Here is a 24,128-nt window from a genome sequence, read left to right as displayed (position 1 = left end):
GGGCGGTGCTCATGCGGCGGCCCGGTCGGCCGTCTCGGCGTTCAGGGCGGTGATGCCCTTGGTCGAGGCGATCACGCCCTTGAGCTTCTTGGCGAGGGCCTCGTAGAACATGCTGAGCGGAAACTCGTCCGGCAGCACGTCGTCCACGAGCTTGCGCGGCGGCTGCGTCGTGTCCAGGGCGTCGGGGCCCTTGGCCCACTTGGATCCCGGGTGCGGGGCCAGGTAGGTGGAGACGAGCTCGTACGCCTTGAACCAGTGGACGAGCTTCGGGCGGTCGATGCCGGCCCGGTAGAGGTCCTCGATCTCGGCGCACAGCTGGTTGGTGACCTGCGGGGCGCGCATCCAGTCGATCTTCAGCTTGTTGTCCGTCCAGCGCACGACGTCGTGCTTGTGGAGGTACGCGAAGAGCAGCTGGCCGCCGAGACCGTCGTAGTTGCGGTTGCGGTCGCCGGACACCGGGAAGCGGAACATCCGGTCGAAGAGGACGGCGTACTGCACGTCACGGCCGTGCTCGTTGCCCTCGGACTCCAGCTTCACGGCCTCCTTGAAGGCGGTGAGGTCGCAGCGCAGCTCTTCCAGGCCGTACATCCAGAACGGCTGGCGCTGCTTGATCATGAAAGGGTCGAACGGCAGATCGCCATGGCTGTGGGTGCGGTCGTGGACCATGTCCCACAGCACGAAGGCCTTCTCGCAGCGCTCCTGGTCCTCGACCATCGCGGCGATGTCCTCGGGCAGCTCGATGCCGAGGATGTCCACGGCGGCGGCGGTCACCTTGCGGTAGCGCGCGGCCTCGCGGTCACAGAAGATGCCGCCCCAGGTGAAGCGCTCGGGGGCCTCGCGGACGGCGATGGTCTCCGGGAAGAGGACGGCGGAGTTGGTGTCGTAACCCGGGGTGAAGTCCTCGAAGGTGATGCCGAGGAAGAGCGGGTTGTCGTAGCGCGTGCGCTCCAGCTCGGCGAGCCACTCGGGCCACACCATCTTGAGCGCGACGGCCTCCAGGTTGCGGTCCGGGTTGCCGTTCTGCGTGTACATCGGGAAGACGACGAGGTGCTGGAGCCCGTCGGCGCGCTCGGCGGCCGGCTGGAAGGCCAGCAGGGAGTCGAGGAAGTCCGGCACGCGGAAGTCGTCGGCGGCCCACTTGCGCAGGTCGGCCACGAGGGCCTCGTGGTACGCGGTGGCGTGCGGGAGCAGCGGCGACAGCGTCTCGACGGCGGTGATCACGCGCTCGACGGCGGCCAGGACGGTGGCGCGGGCGTGCGCGCCCTCCGCCTCGAAGTCGATGGAGCCGTCCGCGCTCTGCCACGGGCGGATCTCCTCCACGGCGGCCTTGAGCTCGGGCCACGCCGGGTGGTCGACCACCCGCGCGCCAGCGGTTATCACGGCACCGCCGGCACCCGGCACAAGAGTTTCCGTCATGTCACTTCCTCCACAGGAGAACCTCACGTCGGCACAGGGTAGGCATGGGAGGCTCTCTCGCTCAAGAGGAATCTCAGGAAATTATCCTGCGTCACCCCCTTCCCTACCGGAAGTCTTCCCGTCCCTGGCCATGGAGGCCACCACTCCGCATCCCCCGAGCCCGATTCGGTCAGCGGTGCGTGCACCTCCGCTCGCGCTCCGCGACCGGAGTAGTGCGGAATGACCCTTTCGCCCCACTGTCAGATGGTTTCCCGGCAGGCTTCCTGCGGCACGGTGCCCATCCGGATGAGACACATCACCTCATCGGCCCCGGCCACCACCGCCTCGTCCGGGACGCCGGCGCCGCCGGGTCGAGTCGACCGCCGGACGGCTGGTCGAGCATGGCCGCCCGTTCGGCGACCCGGACCGGGTGGTTGAAGTTGAACGGCATGCACACGACACCGTGCCCGATGCGTATGGTGTGCGTCCGGGCCGCGACCCACGTCAAGAAGATCTTCGGCGCGCCAATTGCGCGTACCACTTCAAGGAGTGGTGCTCGACGGCCCGGATCCGGTCGAACCCCATGCGTTCGGCCAGTACTGCCTGCTCGACGCAGTCGCGGATGACCTGGTGCTCCCGCTCCACGGTCGGGTCGGCCAGTTGAGCTTCGAAGATCACGGAGAATTTCACGATGCCTCCAGGGTTGCGTCCCGTGCCCGGTCTCACTTCGATTCGGAAGATGACTAGTAGTCAGGAACCGAAGAAGAAAGACCTTCCGCCCACCGCCTGGGCCGTGCTCGGCCTCCTGTCGTTCCCCGGCGAGCGCACCGGGTACGAACTGAAGAAGTGGGCCGACTCCTCCCTCCGCTTCTTCTACTGGTCGCCCGCGATCAGCCAGATCTACGCGGAACTGCGGCGGCTGGAGGAACTGGGGTACGCGGTCTCCGTCCGCTCGGGGCCCGAGGAGGCGCGCGCCAAGCGCCGGTACGCGATCACCGACACGGGCCGCGAGGCGCTCACCGGATGGGCCGGCGACGCCGCGCAGGCCGGCCCCCCGGTCCTCAAGCACGGACTGCTGCTGCGGATCTGGCTGGGACACCTGGCCGAGCCCGAGCGGCTGCGCGCCATGGTGACCGAGCACATGGACCGGACCCGGGCCGAGCTGGCCGCCGTACGGGAGGCCATGGAGCACGCGGCGGAGGTGCGGGAGTGGGCCTTCCCCACGCTGGTGCTGCGCTGGAGCGAACGGCAGCACCTGGCCGAGCTGGAGCTGGCCGCGGCCCTGCTCGCCGACCTCGCGCGGGCGGCGCCGCAGGAAGCACCGGCGGCGCGGGAAGCGCAGGATCCGCAGGACACTCCCTAGGCACCCCGGGGCGACGGCGAGGCGCGTGGCCCCCGTACGGCGTCCGTCAAGCCGGTGGGGACGCGCCCACGCCCGGGTGACGCGGTGGCCGCCCGGCCGTCCGCCCCGGCGCGCACGACCCCGGCGGGAAGCGGCCGGACGGCCGATCCGGGCCCCCGCACGCCCGGTCCCTTCGCGGGCGCGGCGCACTAGCATGCGCCTCACCGCGCGCGGCCGGTCGGGACACCGCGACCGCGCGGGGAGCCGCCGTCGACGGAAGCGAGAGAACCTTGACTTTCCTCACCATCGGTCACCGCGGGGTCATGGGTGTCGAACCGGAGAACACCCTTCGGTCGTTCGTCCGCGCGGAACGCTGCGGGATGGACGTCATCGCGCTGGACCTGCGCCTCAGCAAGGACGGCGCCCTCGTCGTCCTGCACGACGCCGAAGTGGACCGCACCACCGACGGCTCGGGCGCCGCCGCCGACCTGACCCTGGCCGAGCTGCGCGCCCTGGACGCCGGTCGGGGCGAGCGCCCGCCCCTGCCCGAGGAGGTGCTGGACGCCGTCGCCGTCCCGCTACGGGTGTCGGTGCCCGACCAGCGGACCGGGGCCGCGCTCGCGGAACTCCTCGTGCGCCGGGACCTGACCGCGCGGGTGGAGGTGGCCTCGCGCGACGGCGCCGTGCTCACCACCGTGGCCCATCTCGCGCCGGGCGTGCGGACGGTGCTGCACGCGGAGCGGCACGGGGCGGACATCGTCGAGCGGGCCAGGGCCGCGGGGGCGCGCACGCTCGACCTCGACCTCCGCCGCATCACCCTGGAGACGGTCGACGCGGCGCACGCGGCCGGACTGCGGGTGACGGGCTGGACGGTCGACACGCTGGACCAACTCCGTTTGGCCCGGGCCCTCCAGCTCGACGGCGCCGTCACCGGCCTCCCGGAGATCCGCAGCACGGGCCGTTTCACCGCCTGAGCGAACGGCCTTGACGACGGGGCGAGTTGTCCCGTGAGCGTACCGCCTCGGGGCGCAGCGGCCCCGGGGCGGCTTGCCTCAGAGCGACTTGACGAGCAGCTCGAAGGCCAGGTCGTCGCGGCGCGGCTCGCCGAAGCGCGCGTCGCCGTAGGGGAAGGGGCTCAGCTCGCCGGTGCGCGCGTACCCGCGGCGCACGTAGTAGGCGATGAGATCCTCCCGCACGTTGATCACCGCCATCCGCATCTCCTTGGCCCCCCACGTCTCGCGGGCGCGGCGCTCCGCCTCGGCCAGGATCTCCTTGCCGAGGCCGGCGCCCTGGAGACCCGGGCGGACCGCGAACATGCCGAAGTAGACGTAGTCACCGCGGTGTTCGAGCTGGCAGCAGGCGACGATCGCGCCCGCGCGCTCGACGACGAGCAACACGCCGTCCTCGTTCGTGATGACCGAGCGGACCCCGTCCGGGTCGGTGCGCTGTCCGTCCAGGTAGTCGGCCTCGGTGGTCCAGCCCGCCCGGCTGGCGTCCCCGCGGTAGGCGGATTCGACGAGTACCACCAATTCCGGTACGTCCGTCTCCACGGCGGCACGGAAGCTGAGGGCGGCGGGCTGGGCGGTGGACATCGGCGCTCCGTTCGATGCGGTGGCATATGACATGCCTGGTGCGGCAGGGAGAGCGTAACGCGGGGCGGCGTGAGCGCGGTGGCGGGCGGGCATTCCTTCCCGTGACGCCGACGAACCGGGAGGTTCCGCCGTGCACGGTCCCGCCATGCTGTTCTCCTCCGCCTCCGCCGTGCCCGCCTGGCTGCTCGTGCTGCTGTGCGCGGTGAGCGGTGCGTACTGTCTGGCGCGGGCGCGCAGAGCGGGCCGCCCCGAGCGGGGGGCGGCGGCGGGCGAGGCCGTGATGGGCTTCGGGATGGCGGCGATGGCCGTGCCCTCGGGGACCGGCCCGTGGGGGCCGGGGATCCTCCTGGCGGTGTTCTGCGGGGCGGCGGTGCACGCGCTGTGGCTGCTGCGCGGCGGAGCCCACCACGCGCACCACCTGGTCGGCTCGCTGGCGATGGCGTACATGGCGCTGTCGATGACCGCCGGGCACGGGCACGGTCGGGCCGGGCTGCCGGTGGTGACGGGCGCGCTGCTCCTCTACTACGCGGGCTACGTGCTGCTCGGCGGGGCCCGGCTGCTGACGACGGCCGGCGGGGGCGCCGTAGGGGGGCTGGGGCTGCGGGCCGCCGGGCCGGTGGGCGGCGGCCCCGGGGACCTGATCCGCGCGTGCCGACTCGCCATGGGGACGGGGATGTTGGCGATGCTGCTGACGATGTGAGGGCCGCGCCGCGGTGGGGCCGGGGGCGGCGGGGTCCGGCCGGGTCGCGGGACGTGTCCTGCGTCACCAATACCCCAGGACCGTACCGGTGGGCCGGGGTGCGCTCATAGGCTGGCGACCATGATGGTCCCCGCCGTTCTCCTCCTGCTCGGCGCACTGACCGCGGTGCTCGCCCCCCGTCTCCTGGCCCGGGCCCAGTGGCCCGATCGCGAACCCGTCGTCGCCCTGTGGGCGTGGCAGTGCGTGGTGGGCGCGACGCTCCTGTGCCTGGCGCTGTCCATGCTGCTGAGCGCGGCCGCCGCCTGGCAGGCGGTCCGGGGCGGGCTCTTCGCGGCGGCCCCGCACGGCGTGGTCGACGCGTACGCGCTGGGGGCGGCGGGCGGCCCGTGGGCCACCGGTACCGCGCTGGCGCTGGCCGGCGGCGGTCTGTGGACCGGCGCGATGCTGACGCGGGAGGTGCTGCGGGCGCGGGCCCGGCGGCGCACCCGGGACGCCGAACTGCTGGTCCGCGCGCCGCTGCTGCCCGGCGAGGAGCCCCAGGCCGGACGGCTCGTCGTACTGGAGGGGCCGCGGCCGGAAGCCTGGTGGCAGCCGGGGGCGGTCCCGCAACTGGTGGTGACCACGGCGGCGCTCGGCCGGCTCAAGGGCAGCCAGCTGGACGCGGTACTCGCGCACGAGCAGGGGCACGCGGCCGCCCGGCACGACTGGCTGCTGCACTGCTCGCGGGCGCTGTCGCGGGGATTCCCGCAGGTGCCGGTGTTCGCCGCGTTCGAGGCGGAGATGCACCGGCTGGTCGAGCTGGCCGCCGACGACGTGGCCTCCCGCCGCTACGGGCGCCTGACGATCGCGCTGGCCCTGGTCGGGCTGAACGAGGACCGCGGGGTCTTCGGCCCCTCCCCCACCGCGCAGGCCCACGTGCCGCAGCGGGTGCGGCGGCTGCTGTCGGCCTCGCCTCGGCTCTCCCCGAGCCGCCGGCTGCGGCTGACGGCGCTGGCCACCCTGGTGCCGGCGGTGCCGCTGCTGGTCGCCTTCGTACCGGGACTCAGCGCGCTGCGATGACGGACGCGTTCCGCTTGCTGCGAGGATCGGGGCATGCGGAACAACCAGCTGATGACAGCGGGGTCGGCCTGCGCGGCCGCCGCGGCCGCACTGACCGTCCTGGTGGTGGTCCGGTGGCAGCCGCTCATCGGCTTCGACGAACGGGTCGCGGGGACGCTGCACCCGTACGCCGTCTCCCACCCCGCGGTCACCCACCTGATGCGGGTGCTGAGCGACTGGGTCTGGGACCCCTGGACGATGCGCGCGCTGGCCGCGGCGGCCTGCGGCCTGCTCTGGTGGCGCGGGGACCGCGTCCGCGCCGCCTGGGTGGCGGCGGCGACGCTGACGGCGTCGGCAGTGCAGCAGGGGTTGAAGGCCGCCGTCGGTCGGGAGCGCCCGCAGTGGCCGGATCCCGTCGACTCCGCGCACTACGCGGCCTATCCGTCGGGGCACGCGATGACGGCCACGGTGGTGTGCGGACTGCTGCTGTGGTTGATGCCGCCGACGGTGCCGCGGCGCCTGGCGTACGGCGCGTGGACGGTGGCCGCGGTGTCGGTGCTCGGGGTCGGCTTCACCCGGCTCCACCTCGGCGTCCATTGGTTCTCGGACGTTCTCGCGGGCTGGCTCCTGGGGGCCGGCCTGGTGTCCTTGGTGGCGCTCGCGGCGTGCCGGTGTGCCTGCCCGGGGCGATCCCCCGCGTCGCCCCGAACAGACGACACCGTGCGCTGAGTATATTGGCCCGGAGCCAGTCAACGCAGGAGTAAGCATGTCCCCGCGCAGCGCATCGGTCAATGAAGAATTGCGCAGACGTTCCCGGGAGCGGCTGCTGGAGGCCACGGTCGAGCTGGTGTCCGAACGCGGCTTCGAGGCCACGACCCTGGGCGACATCGCCGACCGGGCGGGCGCGGCCCGCGGCCTGGTGTCGTACTACTTCCCCGGCAAGCGCCAGCTCCTGCAGTCCGCCGTGCACCGGCTGATGCACCTGACCCTGGAAGCGGCGCTGGAACGGGAGCCGCGGAGCGCGGACGGCCGCGAGCGGCTGGCCCGGGCGATCGACGCGGTCCTCGGGCTGGCCCGGGACCGGCCGCGGCTGATGCGCACGCACATGGCGGGCATCCTCGCGAACGAGGGCTTCATCCAGTGCCCGGAGCAGCAGCGCCTGGCGGAGCTGCTCCGGGACACCGTCGTCCGGTACGGCTCGGCCGACCCGGACACCGACTATCCGCTGCTGCGCGCCCTGCTGATGGGCGCGGTGGTGGCGGTCCTGCTGCCGGGCGCCCCGATGCCCGGACCCCGGCTGCGCGCCGAGCTCTTCCAGCGGTACGGGCTGGACTGGGCGCTCGGTGTCCCGCCGGACGGCGGACCGCCCGGCGGGAGCTTCGCGTGACGGGGCCCCGCCCGGGGCCCGCGCGCCGGCGTCAGCGGTAGTCGGGCTGGGTCTGCACGTTGAGCCGGTCCATCCGCACCCACTTGGCGCTGTCGGTGCGCCAGTCGTCGAGCCGCAGCACGTCGAGGCCCTTGACGATGTCGTTCGAGTAGATGTGCCCGTTGTAGTAGTACGCCGACCAGGAGCCGCCGAGGCCGAGCGCGTCGGTGGTCAGCGGGCCGCGTTCGAAGTAGCCGATCTCCTTGGGACGGGTGGAGTCGGTGAAGTCCCAGACGGAGACGCCGCCCTGGTACCAGGCCTGGACCATGATGTCGCGGCCGCCGCCGACCGGGACGAGCGAGCCGTTGTGGGCGACGCAGTTCTCGGTGTCGGCCTGGTGGCGCGGGATCTTGAAGTAGCTCTTGAAGACGAGACTGCGCTGGTCGCCGCGGCCGGTGATGTCGTAGATGCCGTCGGCGCCGCGGTTCGGGCCGGTCGCCTCGTTGCAGGTGGCGCCGCCCCCGCCGCCGAGCTCGTCGGTGAACACCACCTTGTTCGCGCGCTCGTTGAAGGTGGCCGAGTGCCAGAACGCGAAGTTCACGTTGTCCTGGACCCGATCGATGACCCTCGGCTGTTCGGGCCTGGTGATGTCGAAGAGGATGCCGTCGCCCATGCAGGCGCCGGCGGCCAGGTTCTTGGAGGGCAGCACCGTGATGTCGTGGCAGCCGGTGGTCTTGGAGACACCGGGATTGGCGGGTGCGCCCGGGTTGCCGCCGTCCGGGAAGAGGACGGGGAAGCCGACGACGGCGGCCTTGGTCGGGGCCTTCTTGGGCACCTTCACCACGGAGATGCCGTCGTGCGGCGGCTTGCAGTCCGGGAAGGCCTCGTTCGGGGAGTACGAGGCGACGTAGAGGTAGAGGTCACGGCCGCCCGGCACCAGCGTGTGGGTGTGGGAGCCGCAGGCCGTCTCGACGGACTTGATGTACTTCGGGTTCTTCTTGTCCTTGATGTCGAAGATCTTGATGCCCTCCCAGGAGGACTTCTCCGTCGCCGGCTGCGAGACGCTGTTGCAGGAGTCGTCGCTGCGCGAGGAGTCCGTGGACAGGAAGAGCAGGTCGCCGGAGACCGAGATGTCGTTCTGGCCGCCCGGGCACAGGACCTGGCTGACCACCTTCGGGGACTTGGGATTGCCGATGTCGTAGACGGTGAAGCCGTCGTAGTTGCCCGCGTAGGCGTACCGACCCTCGAAGGCCAGGTCGGTGTTGATGCCGTTGGGGTTGGCACTGGGGATGTTGGCCAGCGGCTTGATGTTGCGGCTGTGGACGATCTCGTCCCGGCCGGGTATCTCGCCCGGGGCGAGTTCGCGGTCCGGGACGGAGGCGGCGCTCCCTCCGGAGCCGACGCCCGGCCGTAAGTCGCCGGGGTCGGGGGTGGCGGCCGCCGGTCCGGCGGTGGCCAGGAGCGTGGTGAGGAGTCCGGCGGCGGCCAAGGCCACCCCCAGGCTCCGGTGGCGCGCTCTGACGGTGTGCAGCGAGGTCACTGTGCCTCCTGTGGGGGCCCGAACGTCCCGTTTCCTCGGGGGAACGGAACCTGGACCCCGGCAGTATCGTCGTTTCCATGGACATGGCAAATGCATCGGTCGGCCGATTCCTGGGGACGGCGCTGGCCGCCGCGCTCCTCCTCCTTCTCACCGGTTGCGAGGACGACGGCGCCGCGGACGCGGCCGAGGGCGGGGCGACGGTGGTGGTCGCGCCCGGCAGACCGGGCGAGAAGGCCCGCACCCTCACCCCCGAACAGGCGGCGAGGGAACGACCCGACGACAGTCCCAACGCGGCGGACCACGCCTACGTGCGGAACATGACCGAACACCACCGCCAGGCCCTCGCGATGAGCGCGCTGGCCCCGGACCGGGCCGCCGCCGACGGGGTGAAGCGGGTCGCCGAGCGGATCGCCGCCGCGCAGGCCCCCGAGATCGGCGCCATGGACAAGTGGCTCACCCGCCATCCGGCGCCCGCGCCCGCCCCCGGCGGCCACGACCACGCGGCCATGCCCGGGATGGCGACGCCCCAGCAGTTGGAGGAGTTGCGCGGCGCCGAGGGCGCCGACTTCGACCGGCTCTTCCTGAAGCTGATGACCGCCCACCACGAGGGCGCGCTGAAGATGGCGGGCGAGGCCCTCGCGCAGGGCAACAACGTGGCCGTCGAGGAAATGGCGACCGAGGTGGTGGCCACCCAGAGCGCCGAGATCCACCGGATGCGCGCGATGGGCTGACGGGTCCGGGCGTCGGTGCCATGCTGGGAGCACCTGCGGGAGGAGCTCCGCCGTGCTTCGTGTCGCCGTCGTCGGTTCGGGCCCGAGCGGGGTCTACGCCGCCCAGGCACTGGTCCAACAGCGTGAGGTGCCCGGCGTGCGGGTCGACGTGTTGGACCGGCTGCCGGCCCCGTACGGCCTCGTGCGGTACGGGGTGGCCCCCGACCACGAGAAGATCAAATCGCTGACCGGAAGCCTGCGCACCGTCCTCGAAGAGGACCGGGTCCGCTTCCTCGGGAACGTGGAGGTCGGCTCCGGCCCGCTCTCCACGGCCCGGCTGCTGGAGCTCTACCACGCCGTCGTCTACTGCGTCGGCGCCGCCCGCGACCGGCTCCTGGGCATCCCCGGCGAGGAGCTGCCCGGCGTGCGCTCCGCGACGGCCTTCGTGTCCTGGTACAGCGGCCATCCGGACGCCGGGGCCTTCGACCTGAGCGGGGTCCGCTCGGCCGTGGTCGTGGGTGCCGGGAACGTCGCGGTGGACGTGGCCCGGATCCTGGCCCGGGGCGCGGCGGACCTGACGCCGACCGACATGCCCCAGCCGGCGCTCGGCGCGCTCGCCGGCAGCGGCGTCCGCGAGGTGTCCATGGTGGCCCGGCGCGGACCCTCGCAGGGCCGGTTCACCACCAAGGAACTCCGCGAACTGGGCACGCTGGCGGGCGTCGGGGTCCGGGTGGACGCCGCGGAGGCTGCTCTGGACCCGGCGTACGCGGACCCCGACGCGGCGGCGGCCCTGCCCGCGGTCGCCCGGCGCAACGTCGAGGTGCTGCGCGGTTGGTCCGGGCCGGGTGCGGGCGCCGGGCAGCCGCGCCTGCTGACCCTGCGCTTCCACCTGCGGCCCGTGGAGGTACTGGGCGGCCCGGACGGCCGGGTACGGGCACTGCGCTGCGAGCGGACCGCCCCCGACGGCCGGGGCGGCGTCACGGGCACCGGCGCGTACGAGGACCTCCCCGCCGAACTGGTGCTGCGTTCGGTGGGGTACCTGGGGGTGCCGCTGCCCGGGCTGCCGTTCGACGCCGCGCGGGGCACCGTGCCGCACGCGGCGGGTCGGGTGCTGCGCGCGGGGCGGGCCTCGGTCGGCGAGTACGTGGCGGGCTGGATCAAGCGCGGGCCGACCGGGGTGATCGGCACGAACCGGCCGTGCGCCAAGGAGACGGTGTCCTCACTCCTCCAGGACGCGGGGGCACTCGCCCGCCGCGCACTGCCCCGCGATCCGCTGGACGCGTTGCGCGCGGCGGGGCTGCGGCCGGTCGAGTGGCCGGGCTGGCTGGCCATCGAGACGGCCGAGGCGGAACTCGGCCGCTCCCTGGGACGCCGCTCGGTGAAGATCCCCGACTGGGCCGGCCTCCGGGGCGCGGCGGGCCTCACGTAGGGTCGCCGAAACCTTTACCGATCAGGGGAGTTGGCGATGGGGCGCGTCCTACGGCGGAGTACGTACGCGGCACTGACGGCGCTGGCGGGAGCCGCGCTGCTGGTGGGCTGCACGGAGGAGCCCCGAGGACAGGCCATGCCCGGCCCGACGTCCACGACGACGGCCGTTCCCCAGGAGGCGGCGGCCTTGGCCGAGCGCTACCGGGCGGCCGGCGGTGACCCGGACGTGTACGGGATCCAGATCGAGGACGGTTCGCAGGGCGTGCCCCGGGTGGTCGTGCGGACGCGCAACAGCGACAACGGCGACACCCTCTTCGACCTGCAGTCGGCCTCCGTCACCCGCCACCTGACGACGAAGGAGGGAGCCACCTTCGAGAACGGCTACTTCATGGACGTCTTCGGCCCCGACGGCGAGATCATGCACCGCATGGACGCCCGGCCCTAGGTCGTCCGGAGGGACGTTGCGGCCCTAGGTCGTCCGGAGGGACGTTGCGGCCCTAGGTCGTCCGGAGGGACGTTGCGGCCCTAGGTCGTCCGGAGGCCCGCCCCGGCCAAGCGGGAGGCCTCGGCGGCGGCCGCCGCGAGGACGCTGTCCAACAGCCCCGGGAAGAGGGTCTGGAGTTCGGCGCGGCGCAGGCCGTTCATCTTGGCGGTGCCGCGGTAGGTCTGGCGCACGACCCCGCTCTCGCGCAGGACGCGGAAGTGGTGGGTGGTCGTCGACTTGGTGACGGGCAGGTCGAAGTACGAGCAGGCCAGTTCGGCGTCCGAGGACGCGAGGTCCCGGACGATGGACAGGCGCAGCGGGTCGGAGAGCGCGTGCAGGACCCCGTCGAGCCGGATCGCGGCCGGCTCGGGGTGGGCGAGGACACGGGCCGCGTCACGTTCCGTCATGTCCTGCTCCGCTCGTTCGGTCGGTGGGGTGGGCCGGGGGCACCGGACCCTCCGCGGGCCCATCGTACGAGAACCTTCGGAGGACGGGTCGGGGTGCGGCGCGGGGCGCGGGGCCGCCGCGCCGCACCGGCTCACCAGGCGCGGTGGTACGGATCCGGCGTGGGGATCTCCGCGCCGAGCTCGGCGGCGGCCCGACGGGCCCAGTACGGGTCACGGAGCAGTTCCCGGCCGAGCAGCACGGCGTCCGCCTCTCCGTTGGCCAGGATCTTCTCGGCGTGCTCGGGTTCGGTGATCAGGCCGACCGCGGCGACCGGCAGGCTCGTCTCCGCCTTGACCCGGGCGGCGAACGGCACCTGGTAGCCGGGGCCGAGCGGGATCGTCACGCCGGGGGCGAGGCCGCCGGTGGACACGTCGAGCAGGTCGACTCCGCGTTCCTGGAGGAGTCCGGCCAGTCGGACGGTGTCGTCGGCGGTCCAGCCGTCGCGCTCCAGCCAGTCGGTGGCGGAGATGCGGAAGAACAGCGGGAGTTCCTCGGGCCATTCGGCGCGGACGGCCTCGACGACTTCGAGGGCGAAGCGGGTGCGGTTCTCGAAGGAGCCGCCGTAGGAGTCGGTGCGGCGGTTGCTGTGCGGGGAGAGGAACTCCCCGATGAGGTAGCCGTGGGCGCCGTGGATCTCGACGACCTCGTAGCCCGCGGCGAGGGCGCGGCGGGTGGCGGCCACGAACTCGCCGGTGATCGCCCGGATCTCGTCGGGGGTGAGTTCGTGCGGCACCGGGTGGCCCTCGGCGAAGGGGACCGCGCTGGGTGCGTCGGGCTGCCAGCCGTGCCCCTCGGGGCCCAGGGGTCGGCCGCCCTTCCAGGGGCGTTCGGTGGAGGCCTTTCGCCCGGCGTGCGCGATCTGGATGCCGGGGACCGTCCCGCGGGCCTTGAGGAAGGTGGTGATCCGGCGCAGCGCCTCGACCTGGGTGTCGTTCCAGATGCCGAGGTCCCAGGGGCTGATCCGACCCTCGGGGGAGACGGCCGTGGCCTCCTGGATGATCAGGCCGGTTCCGCCGGTGGCGCGGGCCGCGTAGTGCGTGAAGTGCCAGTCGTCGGCGACGCCCGCGTCCGGGCCCGTGGGCTCGGCGCTGTACTGGCACATCGCCGCCATCCAGACCCGGTTCGGGACGGTCACCGAACGGATCTTGTAGGGCTGGAACAGGGCGGTGAAGGCGGCGGGTGCAGCACTCATGGGGCTCTCCAGATGTCACCGGACGCGCACCGGGGATCGGCGCTAAGTACGAGAACCACCGTACTACGAAATCTCTCGTAGTACGAGATCCCCCGTACAACTGGGTCCGGCCGGCGCGCGTGCCGCGCGGCCACTGTCGGTGGGCGGGTGCAGACTGGCTTGAATGCTGCCGTGAAGGACAAGGACGTCCGGAGGTGTCGGCCATGACCGACGTGCTACTGCTCGCGGGTACCCGCAAGGGGCTCTTCATCGGACGGCGCGTGGGCGCCGGGGCCTGGGAGTTCGACGGGCCCCATTTCAACGCCCAGGCCGTGTCCGCCGTCGCCATCGACCGCCGGGGTCCCACCCCTCGGCTGCTGGTCGGCGGCGACAGCTCCCACTGGGGTCCGTCCGTCTTCAGTTCCGACGACCTCGGGGCGACCTGGCGCGAACCCGCCGCCCCCGCCGTGAAGTTCCCGCAGGACACGGGCGCCTCCCTGGAGCGCGTGTGGCAACTGCACCCGGCCGGTCCGGAGGCCCCGGACGTGGTCTACGCGGGGACCGAACCGGCCGCCCTGTTCCGTTCCGCCGACCGCGGCGAGTCCTTCGAGCTGGTGCGGCCCCTGTGGGAGCACCCCAGCCGTTCGGCCTGGGAGCCGGGGGGCGGCGGCGAGGGGCTGCACACCGTGATCACCGACCCCGCTGATCCCCAGGCGGTGACCGTCGCCGTGTCCACCGCCGGGGTGTTCCGCACCCTCGACGGCGGGGCGAGCTGGTTCCCGTCCAACCACGGGGTCTCCGCGGTGTTCCTGCCCGACCCCGATCCCGAGTTCGGCCAGTGCGTCCACAAGATCGCCCAGGACGCCGGGAACACGGACCGGTTGTACCTCCAGAACCACTGGGGCGTGTACCGCAGCGACGACGCGGGCACGCGGTGGACCGACATCGGCGCCGGGCTGCCCTCCGACTTCGGCTTCGCCGTGGCCGCCCACCCGCACCACCCGGACACCGCCTACGTCTTCCCGTTGAACGCCGACTCCGACCGGGTCCCGGCCGAGCACCGCTGCCGGGTCTTCCGCACCCGGGACGCGGGCGCCACCTGGGAGCCGCTCTCCAAGGGCCTGCCGACCGGCGACCACTACGGCACGGTGCTGCGCGACGCGCTGTGCACGGACGACGCCGACCCGGCGGGCATCTACTTCGGCAACCGCAACGGCGAGCTGTACGCCGGCCACGACGACGGCGACAGCTGGCAGTTGCTCGCCCAACACCTGCCGGACGTGCTGTGCGTGCGGGCCGCCGCGCTCGGTTGAGGCGGAGTCGCGTTGAGCCACTAGAGTGATCGACCGTGGCAGCGAGACCCTTGAACGAGATCGTCGAGCCGGGCTGGGCCCGGGCTCTGGAGCCGGTGGCGGCACAGGTCGCCGCGATGGGCGACTTCCTGCGCGCCGAGATCGCGGCGGGCAGAACCTACCTGCCCTCCGGGGCGAACGTGCTGCGCGCGTTCCAGCAGCCCTTCGACGAGGTGCGGGTGCTCATCGTCGGCCAGGACCCGTACCCCACCCCGGGGCACGCGATGGGTCTGTCCTTCTCGGTGGCGCCCGACGTCCAGCCGGTTCCGCCCAGCCTGGACAACATCTTCCGGGAACTGCACACGGACCTCGGCGTGCCCCGCCCGGCCAACGGCGACCTCACGCCGTGGACCCGGCAGGGCGTGCTGCTCCTGAACCGCGCCCTCACCACGGCCCCGCGCAAGACCGGCGGACACCGCGGCAAGGGCTGGGAGGCAGTCACCGAGCAGGCGATCCGGGCCCTCGCCGCGCGCGGCAAGCCCCTGGTGTCGGTGCTGTGGGGGCGCGACGCCCGCAACCTGCGGCCACTGCTGGGCGAACTGCCGGCCGTGGAATCCGTCCACCCCTCCCCCATGTCCGCGACCAACGGGTTCTTCGGCTCGCGGCCCTTCAGCAGGACCAATGACCTGCTGGTTCGTCAGGGGGCACAGCCCGTCGACTGGCGCTTGCCCTCAGTCAGTTGAACCTTATATGACATTCAACGGATAAATACGGACAGATGCCGCCCGCCCGGCCCCTGCCCGAACACCCCGTTCCGATAAACCAGTAGCATGCGGCGCCATGAGCTCCCCCACTGGGCCCGCAAATGGCCTGCCCGTACGAATGCCGCGACCCCGCCAGACCGGACGGCACCGCCGGCCCGAGCCCGCGGTGGCGCCCGAGGGCGCGCCCGCGCTGGTGCTCGCCGTGCCCGGTGCCCCCTCGGCCGCCTCGCGGGGCCTCGCGGAAGAGATCATCAGCATCGGCCGCTCCGAGCTGCCCGGTCTGGACGCCCGGATCGGCTACCTGGAGGGCATCGACGGCGAGGACGCCGCCCGTGTGGAGTTCCCCTCGCTGTCCGGTGTGCTGACCGCCGTCGCGAACGAGCGTGCCGCGCGCGCCGAGTTCGCCCGCGCCGCAGGTCACGACGTGCCCGCGCCGACCGGCCCGGACGCCGTGGTCGTGCCCCTGCTGGCCGGTCCCGACGGCGGTCTGTTGCGCCGGGTGCGCCAGGCGCTGATGGACTCCTCGGCCGCCGCCGAGCTGGCCGACGTACTCGGTCCGCACCCGCTGCTCGCCGAAGCCCTGCACGTGCGCCTCTCGGAGGCCGGCCTCGCCCGCGCAGACCGGGCGCGGCTGTTCACCGTGGCCACCGCCGCGGACGGCATCATCCTGGCCACCACCGGCGGCGAGGAGGCCGTCCAGGCCGCCGGGATCACCGGAATGCTGCTGGCCGCCCGACTCGCGGTGCCCGTCATGGCCGCGGCCCTGGACCAGGAGGGTTCGGTGGGGGCCGTCGCTGCCGAGCTGCGCGGCTCCGGATCGGCGCAGCTCGCGCTGGCCCCGTACCTGATCGGTCCCGAGGCCGCCGAGGGCCTGCTCGACTCGGCCTGCAAGGAGGCCGACTGCGCGACCGCCGAGGTGCTCGGCGCCTACCCGGCGCTCGGCAAGCTCGCCGTCGCCCAGTACAGCGCCGCGCTCGGGATCAGCCTGGGCGCCGTTTCCCAGTAGGCGCCGCACACACGAAGGGCCCGTCTCCGGGAAGGCTCCGGGGCGGGCCCTCGCGCGTGCCCCGGAGTCTTTCCGGAGCGGCCCCGGCGTCAGTCGAAGGCCACGCAGGTGGCGGCCGGGACCGGGAGGGAGCCGGCCCGGCGGGGCCGGCCGGTCAGCGGGTCCACGTCGAACCAGGTGACGTCCCCGGACCGCTCGTTGGCCGCGTACAGGCGACGTCCCGAGGGGTCCGCGGCCAGGTCGCGCGGCCAGTGGCCGCCGCATCCGACGGTGCCCGTGAGCTGCGGCTTCTCGGGGCCGTCGGCCAGCGAGAACGTGACGATGACGTCGGCGCCCCGCACCGCCGCCCACAGGAAACGTCCGTCCGGGGAGGCGACGACCGCCGACGGGTAGGGCCGCACGGCCCCTGAGGCGCCCCTGGAGGCCACCGGAACCTCGGAGACCGGTTCCAGCCGCCCGGACGCGGGGTTCCATCGGCAGACGGTCAGCTGTGGCTCCAGCTCGTGCAGGACGTAGATCACCGGCTCGGTCGGGTGCGGGACGAGGTGCCGCGGCCCGCTCCCGGCGCGCAGCACGGTCTCGGAGTGCACGCGGAGCGCACCGGTGGCCGCGTCGAGCGCGCAGATGCGCACCGAGTCGGTGCCGAGGTCCACGCTGAGCACCCAGCGCCCGGACGGGTCGGGCAGGACCTGGTGCGCGTGCGCCTCCCGCCGGCTCCCGTCGGGCCCCGTGGTGCGGTGGGTGAGGACCGAGGCCGGTCCGGAGAGGCTGCCGTCGGCGGCCACCGACAGGCTGCTGACGCTTCCCGAGGCGTAGTTGGCGGTGAGCAACCGACCCCCGGCGAGGCCGAGGTGGGTGGGGCCGGAGCCGCCCACGCGGACCGCGGGCCCCGCCGGGACGAGTCCCTCGACGGTGGGCCGGAAGGCGCCCGCCGCGCCCTGCTCGGTCTCGCTCACCGCGTAGACGACGCCGGTGGACCGCGAGACCGTCAGGTACGAGGGGTCCGGGAGGGTCCGGGTGACCGAGAGCGGGGTCAGCGCTCCGGTCGACGGATCCACGGCCGCGACGGTGATGCCGCGGCCGCCCCCCGAGGTGAACGAGCCGATGTAGGCCCGGTGCCCGTCGCCGTGGTCCGTACTGTCCGCGCCGTTCACTGGTGCCCCTCTCCGCCGCTCCGGATCCGTTCCGAGCCGACGGTAACAGAAGGTCTAGACCAAGTCCCGTCCCCTGGCCCGGTCCTGGGCGCCGCGATGGTGGACGTAGGCCGTGGTGCTGGGTCGATCCTCGAACGTGCGGTGGAAGACGGGGGTGGCGGAGCCGGAGATCGGCGGGACGATCCAGGACCAGTCGGCGCCCACGGCCCGCCCTTTGCGCTCCTCCCGTTCCAGGTGGGAGAGGAACCGGCGGGATTCGGTGTGGTGGTCGGCGATGGTGACCCCGGCGCGGTCGAAGGAGTCCAGTACCGCGCGGTTGAGTTCCACCAGCGCCCGGTCCTTCCAGAGCGAGCGGTCGGTGGAGGTGTCCAGACCGAGTCGGCGGGCGACGGCCGGGAGCAGGTTGTACCGGTCGGTGTCGGCGAGGTTGCGGGCGCCGATCTCGGTGCCCATGTACCAGCCGTTGAAGGGGGCCGCCGGGTAGTGGATGCCGCCGATCTCCAGGCACATGTTGGAGATGGCCGGTACGGCGTGCCAGCGCAGGGCCCAGTCGGACCAGTCGTCGCGCCCGTCGGGGTGGCGGATCGGCACCTCCAGCACGGCGTCGGCGGGGGTGTCGTACCAGCGGGGCTTGTCGTCGACGCCCTGGACCACCAGGGGCAGCAGGTCGAACGGGGTGCCCGGGCCGCCGGGCCAGCCGAGCCCCAACAGGACTTCGGTGAGGGGGGCGTTGCGGGCGTCGCCGACCGTGACGGACGGGTGGTCGCCGTATCCGGCGTACCGCACCAGTTGCTCGCTCCAGATCACCGGGCCGGGCCGGTCAGGGGCGTCCGGGGCGAAGACCGTGATGGTGGGCCGGACCCGGCCGCGGTTGGTCGCCTCCCGCAGGTGCTCGAAGCACTCGTCCGCTATGTCCTTGGACTCCGTCAACCCCCGCCGGTCGCGCACCCGCAGGGAGTTCCAGTAGAGCCTGCCTATGCAGCGGTTGCTGTTGCGCCAGGCCACCCGCGCCCCGTGGACCAGCTCCTGCGGGGTGTGCCGGTAGGTCCCGGTCTCCGCCAGCTCGGCCCGTACCGCCGCGAGCCGGACGCGCGGGTCACCGGCCTCCGGATCCTCCCGGTGGAAGAGCCGGATGAACTCCTCGGCTTCCTCCCACACCTGAGCGGTGCTCGACCCCTGCCGCAGTATTTCCATTCCGGCTGGTTACCCCCTGTACGACCGAATGCATCCCGTACGTGCCGGACGAGCGCGCGAACACCACTCACCGTTTGTACAGGCCGCAGGTCAGCCAAGTGCCCCGGGGACGCCCGGAACACTCCTCCGAGTGAGCTTCGAGCATGTGCCTGCGGAGGCGGGCCGTACGGGCGTATCATCCCGCCCGAATCCGGGAGTTGTGGACCACGGCGCGCACGCGGACGCCGCGCGCACGACGGCGCCTCAGGCCGCCGGTACGTCGTCGGCGGGCGTCCCGGAGGCCCTCCGGTGCAGGGCCCGCGTGAGGGCGCCGCCGACCACGATCAGGCCCACGCCCAGCCACCACAGGTCCCCGTCGAAGATCAGCACGGCGATGCCCGCCGGTACGAGGACCCCCGCGACCGGCACGAACAGGGCGGCCGGGGACAGTGGGCCGCGCTCGCGGCCCCGGGCGCGGGCGCGCACCACGTTCGGGTACCAGAGGGTGAAGCGGACCGCCGCGACGATGGCGGCGATCTGGATGATCCAGCCCGTCCAGAGATTGTTCGGGTTGCGCAGCACCAGGTCGCCGTAGGCGCCGGCGAGGGCGGACACCAGGAAGGCGAGGCCCCACACCCCGGTGATCACGTAGTTGGCGCGCAGGAACTCCGGGGCGTTCCAGTGCGCCGGGTCGACCTGTTCGCGGGCGTACTGGAGGGTGAAGGGCATCCGCACCGCCATCGAGCCGAAGGCGACGACGACGAGGGCGATGTTGGACACCTCGCCGGCGTACGTCTCCAGCCAGCGGCGGGTGCCGTCGCTCGCCATCAGGCCGATCAGCGCGAGGGCCCCGAAGAAGACCACGTCGGCGAGTTCGAGGAGCTTCCAGGAACTGCCCCGGCGCACGACGCGGCCGCCGATCACCAGCGCGAGGGCGACGCACAGGGAGATCGTCACGGCGATCTCGAACCGGCCGGGGCCCACCAGGAGCGAGAAGACGATCCAGGGGGACATCCCGATCAGCGGGTTGTCCAGGAGTCCGCCGGCCGCGGCCCGGCCCGGTTCGCTCGTTCCCGTGTCCACCGGCCGTCCTCCATCCGTATCGCGGCCCCCTACCAGCCTGAACCCGGCCCCGCGGGCGCGCGAGACGGCGGGGTCCCCGGGCATCGCCGTCGTGATCTTGTCGTGCGAGACTTCGGCGGTACTCGGGGAGGAAGTGGCGGATGCGGGTGGGACCGGCGGCGATCGCCGTGATGGTGACCGTGGTGACGGCGACGGCGACGACGGTGAGCGGGTGCGTGAACCCCCTGGCGGACCTCGGCCCGATCGAGGAACGCTACTCGGGCCCGCCGATCTCGGCGGAGACGGCCGTCGCCGACCTGACGGCCGCCCTGGCCGAGGCGGGGATCCAGGTGCGACGGATGCCGCAGGAGTACATCGCGATCGGGTGTCACGAGTACCTGAGCGCCGAGCACGAATCGGCCACCGCCGACGCCGCCGTGCGGGACGCGTTCGCGAAGGCGGGCCCCCGGGGCTGGCGGACCGTCCCGCCCACCATCACCGGCGGGCAGAGCCTGCGCAAGGCGAACTGGACCGCGCACACCGGGTGGGTCGCCCCGGTGGAGGGCGAGCCCACGACGTCGGTCGCCGTCAGCCTCCAGTGCGACGGGGGCACCTCGAAGAAGCCGCCGGGTACGGAGCCGTCCGGCCCGGCGTCCCCCTCCCCCCGCCCCTGAGGCGGGCGGCGCCGGTCACAGCACTAGTGCTGTGACCGGCAAGGTTTGCCGGGTCGCGGTGTTCGGTGCGGTGCATCGCAAGGCGGAGGACCGCGGCTCGTACCGGACGTACTTCCGCGGTCCGACAACGCGGCGAGGTGCCGTGCCGGGCGCCGCGACCCGGTGGACCTTTCCGGTCACAGCACTAGGCGGTGACGAGCGGGGCCCGCGGGTCGGTGCGCAGCGGAGTGGCCAGGGCCGTCAGGGCCTGCTCCAGTCCGTGCAGGTGGGCCAGGGCCGGTTCGGCGGCGGCGGGCCGGGCCGGCTCGGTCGGGGTCGCGGGGCCCGTGGCGCCCTGCGGGGCGGTGAGCGCCTCGACGGCCGCCTCGACCCGCCAGCAGGCGGTGGCCAGCCGGGCGTCGTGCGAGGCCTGCGGGTCGGCGGCCACCACGACCAGGCCGCGCACCTCGCGGGCGCAGTCGTCGAGGAGGGCGAGGACCTGTCGGGCGCGGGCCTTGCGGGCGCGCAGCGGGCTCAGCGGGTGCACGAGGGGCGCGAGGGCCATCCGCACACGGGCGAGCAGCAGTTCCAGTTCGGCGGCGTGCGGGGCGGGGTCGGCGGCCGGGTCCCCGGCGAGGCGGTCCAGGGCGGCGGCGGTGGCGGCCCGTACGCAGTGCAGGGCGCGCTGGATCCAGGCGTCGTTGGCGCCGTGGGTGGTCACCGGGAGGATCAGGACGACGGCCAGGGCCGCGCCGAGGGCGCCGACGGCGGTCTCCTCGAAGCGCAGCAGGAGCAGCCCGGGGTGCAGTACGCCGAGCAGGCCGTAGAGGAGTCCGGCCATGACGGTGACGAAGAACATCATCCAGGAGTACGAGGGCGCCGCCGTGTAGAAGATGCCGAAGACGCAGACGGCGACGAGGGCCGCGGTCGGCGCGGGCGCCCCGTGCAGCGGTACGGCGATGAGCAGCCCGGCGGCGATGCCGAGCACGGTGCCGAGGACGCGGCGGAAGCCGCGGACGAGGGTCTCGCCGCGCGAGGCGGTGTTGACGAAGATCCACCAGGCGGTGCCGACGGCCCAGTACCAGCGGTCCTCGGACAGCACCTGGCCGATGGCGAGGGCGAAGGCACACGCGGCGGTGGCCTGGAAGGCCTGTCGGGTGGTCGGGCGGGCCAGGCCGGTGCCCGGCAGTCCGGGCGGGGCGGCGGCGGGCGGGGTGCGGCGCTCGATGGGCCACAGCAGGAACCGTACGGCGCCCGCGGCGAGCAGCGCCAGCGTGACGGCGGCGAAGAGTTCGGGCAGTTGCGCGGGAACGGCGTGCAGGAACTGGGTGACGAAGAACATCATGAAGCCGAAGATGCCGAGGGCGTGGCCGCGCGGCCCCCAGCGGCGGGCGTACACCCCGGCGAAGACGACGACCAGGAAGGCGGCGTCGCGAGCGGTCGGTACGCCGTGCAGGGTGGTGGCCAGCGCCAGCACCGGAAAGCCGGCCACCGGCAGCAGGGCGGTGGTCACGCGCTGGGCCCGCACGTTCGCGTCGAGGACGGTGAACAGGGCGAGCAGGGCCGCGAGTCCGCCCGTGATGGAGGCGGTCAGGGAGAGGCCGGCGAGTTCGGCCACGGTGACGGCGAGTGCGACGCCGACGACCGCCCGGGTCGAGTTCCTGAGTCTGGTACGCCCCGGATCCGGAGCCACGAACATCCTCTTCACGGCGGTGTGCCGCCCCCCTCGCGATGAAGCACGCCGACCCGCCTGCCGCCCGGGGGTGGTGGGCGGCGTGCAGGCACGGCGAAGGCGCCACGGTCCGGACCGGCCTCGTTGCCGTCCGGCGCTGCGTGGCGCCGTAAGTACATGGATACGCCACAGATAACCATCCGGAGGGGCAATGGCTCAAGTGGGGCCGTGATCGATGGGCCATTGGCCCCCTCCGGAGCGGTGGTTCTCGGCCGGGGGCGGGCCATCGGACCCCCGCCGGACCGTTCCTCCCAGCGGTGGCCGGTGGGCGGCCCTCCGCAGATCATGGAGGGATGAACCCTCACGGGACGGACGTACTGGTCGTCGGCGCGGGACCGGTGGGACTGACCGCCGCGGCGGAACTGCGCCGGCGGGGGGTGGCCTGCCGGATCGTGGACCGGCTGCCGACGCGCCTGCCGTACGCGAAGGCCGTGGGCATCCAGCCCCGCACCCTGGAGGTCTGGGACCGGATGGGGCTGGTGCGCGACGTGCTCGACGCGGCCGTCCCGATGCGGGGGCAGCTGATCTGGGTCGACGGCGAGGAGCAGGAGCGGATCGACCTGTTCCTGCCGCCCGAGGTGCCCTACGGCTTCGCGGCGCTCCCGCAGTACGAGACCGAGCGGATCCTGGAGGAACACCTGGCCCGCTTCGGGACCGGGATCGAACGGAGCACCGAGCTGGTGTCCTTCACCCAGGACGCCGAGGGGGTGACGACCCGGCTGACCGGCCCGGACGGCGAGGAGGAGCTGCGCGTCCGGTACCTGGTGGGCTGCGACGGGGCGCACAGCACCGTCCGCAAGGGGTTGGGGTTGGCCTTCGAGGGCGGGGCCTTCCCCGAGGAGTACATGCTGGCCGACGTCGAGGTCGGCTGGGACCTGCCGTACGGGTACGGGGTGCGGTCGATGCACCGGGACGCCGCGGGCCGGGTGGACGACGTACTCGTGTGCATCCCGCTGCCCGGACCGGGCCGCTACCGCATGTCCATGGTCGTACCGCCCGAGCTCGCCGCCGGGGCCGTGCGGCAGGGCGGCGACGCGGGTGGGGACGGGGTGGTGCACGGGCTGGGGGGCGGGCGCGCTCCCGAACTCCACCACATCCAGGCGGTCCTGGACCGGCTGTCGCCGCGGCCGGTGACCGCCACGCACATGCGCTGGTCCTCGGTGTTCCGGATCAGCCACCGCATCGTGGACCGCTACGGCGACGGACGGGTCTTCGTCGCCGGGGACGCCGCCCACATCCATCCGCCGACCGGGGCGCAGGGCATGAACACCGGCATCCAGGACGCCTGGAACCTGGCGTGGAAACTCGCCCCGACCGTCGCGGGCCGGGCCCGGCCCGGGCTGACGGACACCTACGACGCCGAGCGCCGACCGGTGGGCGAGGAGGTGGTCGGGCGCACCGTCCGGCACGCCGCCGAGGGCGTCCAGGCCGACCCGGAGGCCCCCTCGACGCTGATGATGCGGGAGGCCCAGCTCCTCGTCGGCTACCGCGGCGGCCCGCTCGCGGCGGAGCCCCCCGCGGACGGCGACGGGCTCGCGGCCGGCGACCGGGCGCCCGACTGCGGCGGGCTGCTCGGCGAGATCGCCACCCAACCCCTGCGGTTGTTCGACCTGCTGCGGGAGCGCGAGCACGTGCTCCTGCTGTTCGCCGACGACGCGCGGGCTCCCTACGTCCCCGAGCTCGCCGAGTTGATCGGCGGTCTGCCCGAGGGACGGCTTGCGGCGTACGCGGTCCTCTCCGAGGGCGGGACCGCGCCCGCCGGGGCCGCCGCCCTGCCGGTGTACCGGGACGGGCGGGGCGAGTTCGGCCGGCTCTACGGGGTCGGGAAGCCGACGGCGTTCGTGGTGCGCCCCGACGGCTACCTCGGGGCACGGATCCAGCCTCCGACGGCCGGGGCGGTGGCCGCCTACCTGGCCGCGATCTACCGGGACTGACCGGAGCACGGACGGACCACGACCCCGGCCGGAGCGGCCGTACCCGGTACCGCCGACGGCCCGGCCGGGACCGTGCTGCACAATCGGGGCCTCACACGACGATCACGGGGGCGGCAGCGGCATGCGCGGAGCGGGGAACGGCGGA

23 protein-coding genes and 1 pseudogene are annotated in these 24,128 nt (G+C 73.4%); 14 read left to right on the top strand and 10 right to left on the bottom strand.

Features of this window, described 5'->3' with window-relative positions; all coding sequences use genetic code 11:
• Positions 1-9: 9 nt before the first annotated feature.
• The gene (locus ACZ4XJ_RS12195; RefSeq protein WP_362876571.1) at positions 10-1,416 is read right to left on the bottom strand and encodes a DUF6421 family protein; all 1,407 of its coding nucleotides are present in this window, start codon (positions 1,414-1,416) and stop codon (positions 10-12) included.
• 319 nt (positions 1,417-1,735) lie between these two features.
• Positions 1,736-2,085, bottom strand: a pseudogene (locus ACZ4XJ_RS12190) (LLM class flavin-dependent oxidoreductase); the annotation flags it as partial.
• 49 nt (positions 2,086-2,134) lie between these two features.
• On the opposite strand from ACZ4XJ_RS12190, the gene ACZ4XJ_RS12185 reads away from it, so the two are divergent.
• On the top strand, positions 2,135-2,758 hold the full coding sequence (locus ACZ4XJ_RS12185) for a PadR family transcriptional regulator (protein WP_468496100.1): 624 nt from the start codon (positions 2,135-2,137) through the stop codon (positions 2,756-2,758).
• Positions 2,759-3,027: 269 nt separating this feature from the next.
• Positions 3,028-3,711 (top strand): glycerophosphodiester phosphodiesterase, encoded by a 684-nt coding sequence (locus ACZ4XJ_RS12180; RefSeq protein WP_362876569.1) that lies wholly within the window; start codon positions 3,028-3,030, stop codon positions 3,709-3,711.
• 78 nt (positions 3,712-3,789) lie between these two features.
• Here ACZ4XJ_RS12180 and ACZ4XJ_RS12175 read toward each other — a convergent pair whose 3' ends face one another.
• Positions 3,790-4,329: a GNAT family N-acetyltransferase gene (locus ACZ4XJ_RS12175; RefSeq protein WP_362876568.1), complete on the bottom strand. Its 540-nt coding sequence runs from the start codon at positions 4,327-4,329 to the stop codon at positions 3,790-3,792.
• 145 nt (positions 4,330-4,474) lie between these two features.
• On the opposite strand from ACZ4XJ_RS12175, the gene ACZ4XJ_RS12170 reads away from it, so the two are divergent.
• The 4 genes from ACZ4XJ_RS12170 (at position 4,475) to ACZ4XJ_RS12155 (ending at position 7,454) form a co-directional block, all read left to right on the top strand.
• Positions 4,475-5,029, top strand: a complete 555-nt coding sequence (locus ACZ4XJ_RS12170; RefSeq protein ID WP_468496099.1) for a DUF5134 domain-containing protein — start codon at positions 4,475-4,477, stop codon at positions 5,027-5,029.
• Positions 5,030-5,149: 120 nt separating this feature from the next.
• Positions 5,150-6,088, top strand: a complete 939-nt coding sequence (locus ACZ4XJ_RS12165) for a M56 family metallopeptidase (RefSeq protein WP_362876566.1) — start codon at positions 5,150-5,152, stop codon at positions 6,086-6,088.
• 33 nt (positions 6,089-6,121) lie between these two features.
• Positions 6,122-6,796 carry a phosphatase PAP2 family protein gene (locus tag ACZ4XJ_RS12160; protein ID WP_362876565.1) on the top strand — a complete coding sequence of 225 codons (675 nt, stop codon included), beginning with the start codon at positions 6,122-6,124 and terminating at the stop codon, positions 6,794-6,796.
• 37 nt (positions 6,797-6,833) lie between these two features.
• The gene (locus tag ACZ4XJ_RS12155; protein WP_362876564.1) at positions 6,834-7,454 is read left to right on the top strand and encodes a TetR/AcrR family transcriptional regulator; all 621 of its coding nucleotides are present in this window, start codon (positions 6,834-6,836) and stop codon (positions 7,452-7,454) included.
• Positions 7,455-7,485: 31 nt separating this feature from the next.
• Here ACZ4XJ_RS12155 and ACZ4XJ_RS12150 read toward each other — a convergent pair whose 3' ends face one another.
• A complete protein-coding gene (locus tag ACZ4XJ_RS12150; RefSeq protein WP_468496098.1) occupies positions 7,486-8,973 on the bottom strand; it encodes an LVIVD repeat-containing protein in 1,488 nt (495 codons plus the stop codon).
• Positions 8,974-9,050: 77 nt separating this feature from the next.
• Here ACZ4XJ_RS12150 and ACZ4XJ_RS12145 point away from each other — a divergent pair, with 77 nt between their 5' ends.
• From ACZ4XJ_RS12145 to ACZ4XJ_RS12135, 3 genes are read left to right on the top strand one after another with little or no spacing between them, the layout of a single operon-like run.
• On the top strand, positions 9,051-9,704 hold the full coding sequence (locus ACZ4XJ_RS12145) for a DUF305 domain-containing protein (protein ID WP_468496097.1): 654 nt from the start codon (positions 9,051-9,053) through the stop codon (positions 9,702-9,704).
• A 52-nt stretch (positions 9,705-9,756) separates the two neighbouring features.
• Complete coding sequence (locus ACZ4XJ_RS12140) at positions 9,757-11,112, top strand: FAD-dependent oxidoreductase (RefSeq protein WP_362876561.1); 1,356 nt, start codon at positions 9,757-9,759, stop codon at positions 11,110-11,112.
• 36 nt (positions 11,113-11,148) lie between these two features.
• Complete coding sequence (locus ACZ4XJ_RS12135; protein ID WP_468496096.1) at positions 11,149-11,556, top strand: hypothetical protein; 408 nt, start codon at positions 11,149-11,151, stop codon at positions 11,554-11,556.
• Positions 11,557-11,636: 80 nt separating this feature from the next.
• Here ACZ4XJ_RS12135 and ACZ4XJ_RS12130 read toward each other — a convergent pair whose 3' ends face one another.
• Together ACZ4XJ_RS12130 and ACZ4XJ_RS12125 are read right to left on the bottom strand one after the other, a co-directional pair.
• Positions 11,637-12,002, bottom strand: coding sequence for an ArsR/SmtB family transcription factor (locus ACZ4XJ_RS12130; RefSeq protein WP_362876559.1), 366 nt, complete (start codon positions 12,000-12,002; stop codon positions 11,637-11,639).
• Between the two features lie 131 nt (positions 12,003-12,133).
• Positions 12,134-13,234, bottom strand: a complete 1,101-nt coding sequence (locus ACZ4XJ_RS12125) for an NADH:flavin oxidoreductase/NADH oxidase (protein WP_362876558.1) — start codon at positions 13,232-13,234, stop codon at positions 12,134-12,136.
• Positions 13,235-13,437: 203 nt separating this feature from the next.
• Between ACZ4XJ_RS12125 and ACZ4XJ_RS12120 the strand changes: the two genes are divergently transcribed.
• The 3 genes from ACZ4XJ_RS12120 (at position 13,438) to ACZ4XJ_RS12110 (ending at position 16,275) form a co-directional block, all read left to right on the top strand.
• Positions 13,438-14,526, top strand: coding sequence for a WD40/YVTN/BNR-like repeat-containing protein (locus ACZ4XJ_RS12120; RefSeq protein WP_468496095.1), 1,089 nt, complete (start codon positions 13,438-13,440; stop codon positions 14,524-14,526).
• A 35-nt stretch (positions 14,527-14,561) separates the two neighbouring features.
• A complete protein-coding gene (locus ACZ4XJ_RS12115) occupies positions 14,562-15,248 on the top strand; it encodes a uracil-DNA glycosylase (protein ID WP_468496094.1) in 687 nt (228 codons plus the stop codon).
• A gap of 97 nt (positions 15,249-15,345) precedes the next feature.
• Positions 15,346-16,275 (top strand): sirohydrochlorin chelatase, encoded by a 930-nt coding sequence (locus ACZ4XJ_RS12110; protein ID WP_362876555.1) that lies wholly within the window; start codon positions 15,346-15,348, stop codon positions 16,273-16,275.
• A gap of 89 nt (positions 16,276-16,364) precedes the next feature.
• Here the strand turns inward: ACZ4XJ_RS12110 and ACZ4XJ_RS12105 are convergent, their stop codons facing one another.
• From ACZ4XJ_RS12105 to ACZ4XJ_RS12095, 3 genes are all read right to left on the bottom strand, one after another.
• Complete coding sequence (locus tag ACZ4XJ_RS12105) at positions 16,365-17,429, bottom strand: lactonase family protein (RefSeq protein ID WP_468496093.1); 1,065 nt, start codon at positions 17,427-17,429, stop codon at positions 16,365-16,367.
• A 54-nt stretch (positions 17,430-17,483) separates the two neighbouring features.
• Complete coding sequence (locus ACZ4XJ_RS12100) at positions 17,484-18,623, bottom strand: nitric oxide synthase oxygenase (RefSeq protein ID WP_468496092.1); 1,140 nt, start codon at positions 18,621-18,623, stop codon at positions 17,484-17,486.
• 243 nt (positions 18,624-18,866) lie between these two features.
• Entirely contained in the window at positions 18,867-19,685 is an 819-nt protein-coding gene (locus tag ACZ4XJ_RS12095) for a hypothetical protein (protein WP_468496091.1), read from the bottom strand.
• Between the two features lie 140 nt (positions 19,686-19,825).
• Here ACZ4XJ_RS12095 and ACZ4XJ_RS12090 point away from each other — a divergent pair, with 140 nt between their 5' ends.
• A complete protein-coding gene (locus tag ACZ4XJ_RS12090) occupies positions 19,826-20,338 on the top strand; it encodes a hypothetical protein (RefSeq protein ID WP_468496090.1) in 513 nt (170 codons plus the stop codon).
• Between the two features lie 184 nt (positions 20,339-20,522).
• Here ACZ4XJ_RS12090 and ACZ4XJ_RS12085 read toward each other — a convergent pair whose 3' ends face one another.
• The gene (locus tag ACZ4XJ_RS12085; RefSeq protein WP_468496277.1) at positions 20,523-22,016 is read right to left on the bottom strand and encodes an FUSC family protein; all 1,494 of its coding nucleotides are present in this window, start codon (positions 22,014-22,016) and stop codon (positions 20,523-20,525) included.
• Between the two features lie 326 nt (positions 22,017-22,342).
• Between ACZ4XJ_RS12085 and ACZ4XJ_RS12080 the strand changes: the two genes are divergently transcribed.
• Positions 22,343-23,983 (top strand): FAD-dependent monooxygenase, encoded by a 1,641-nt coding sequence (locus tag ACZ4XJ_RS12080; RefSeq protein ID WP_468496089.1) that lies wholly within the window; start codon positions 22,343-22,345, stop codon positions 23,981-23,983.
• Positions 23,984-24,128 lie beyond the last annotated feature (145 nt).

This window comes from Streptomyces sp. NPDC029836 (genome assembly GCF_055574495.1).
Note: the sequence above shows the minus strand (reverse complement) of the source record. Positions and strands in the feature narration are given on the sequence as shown.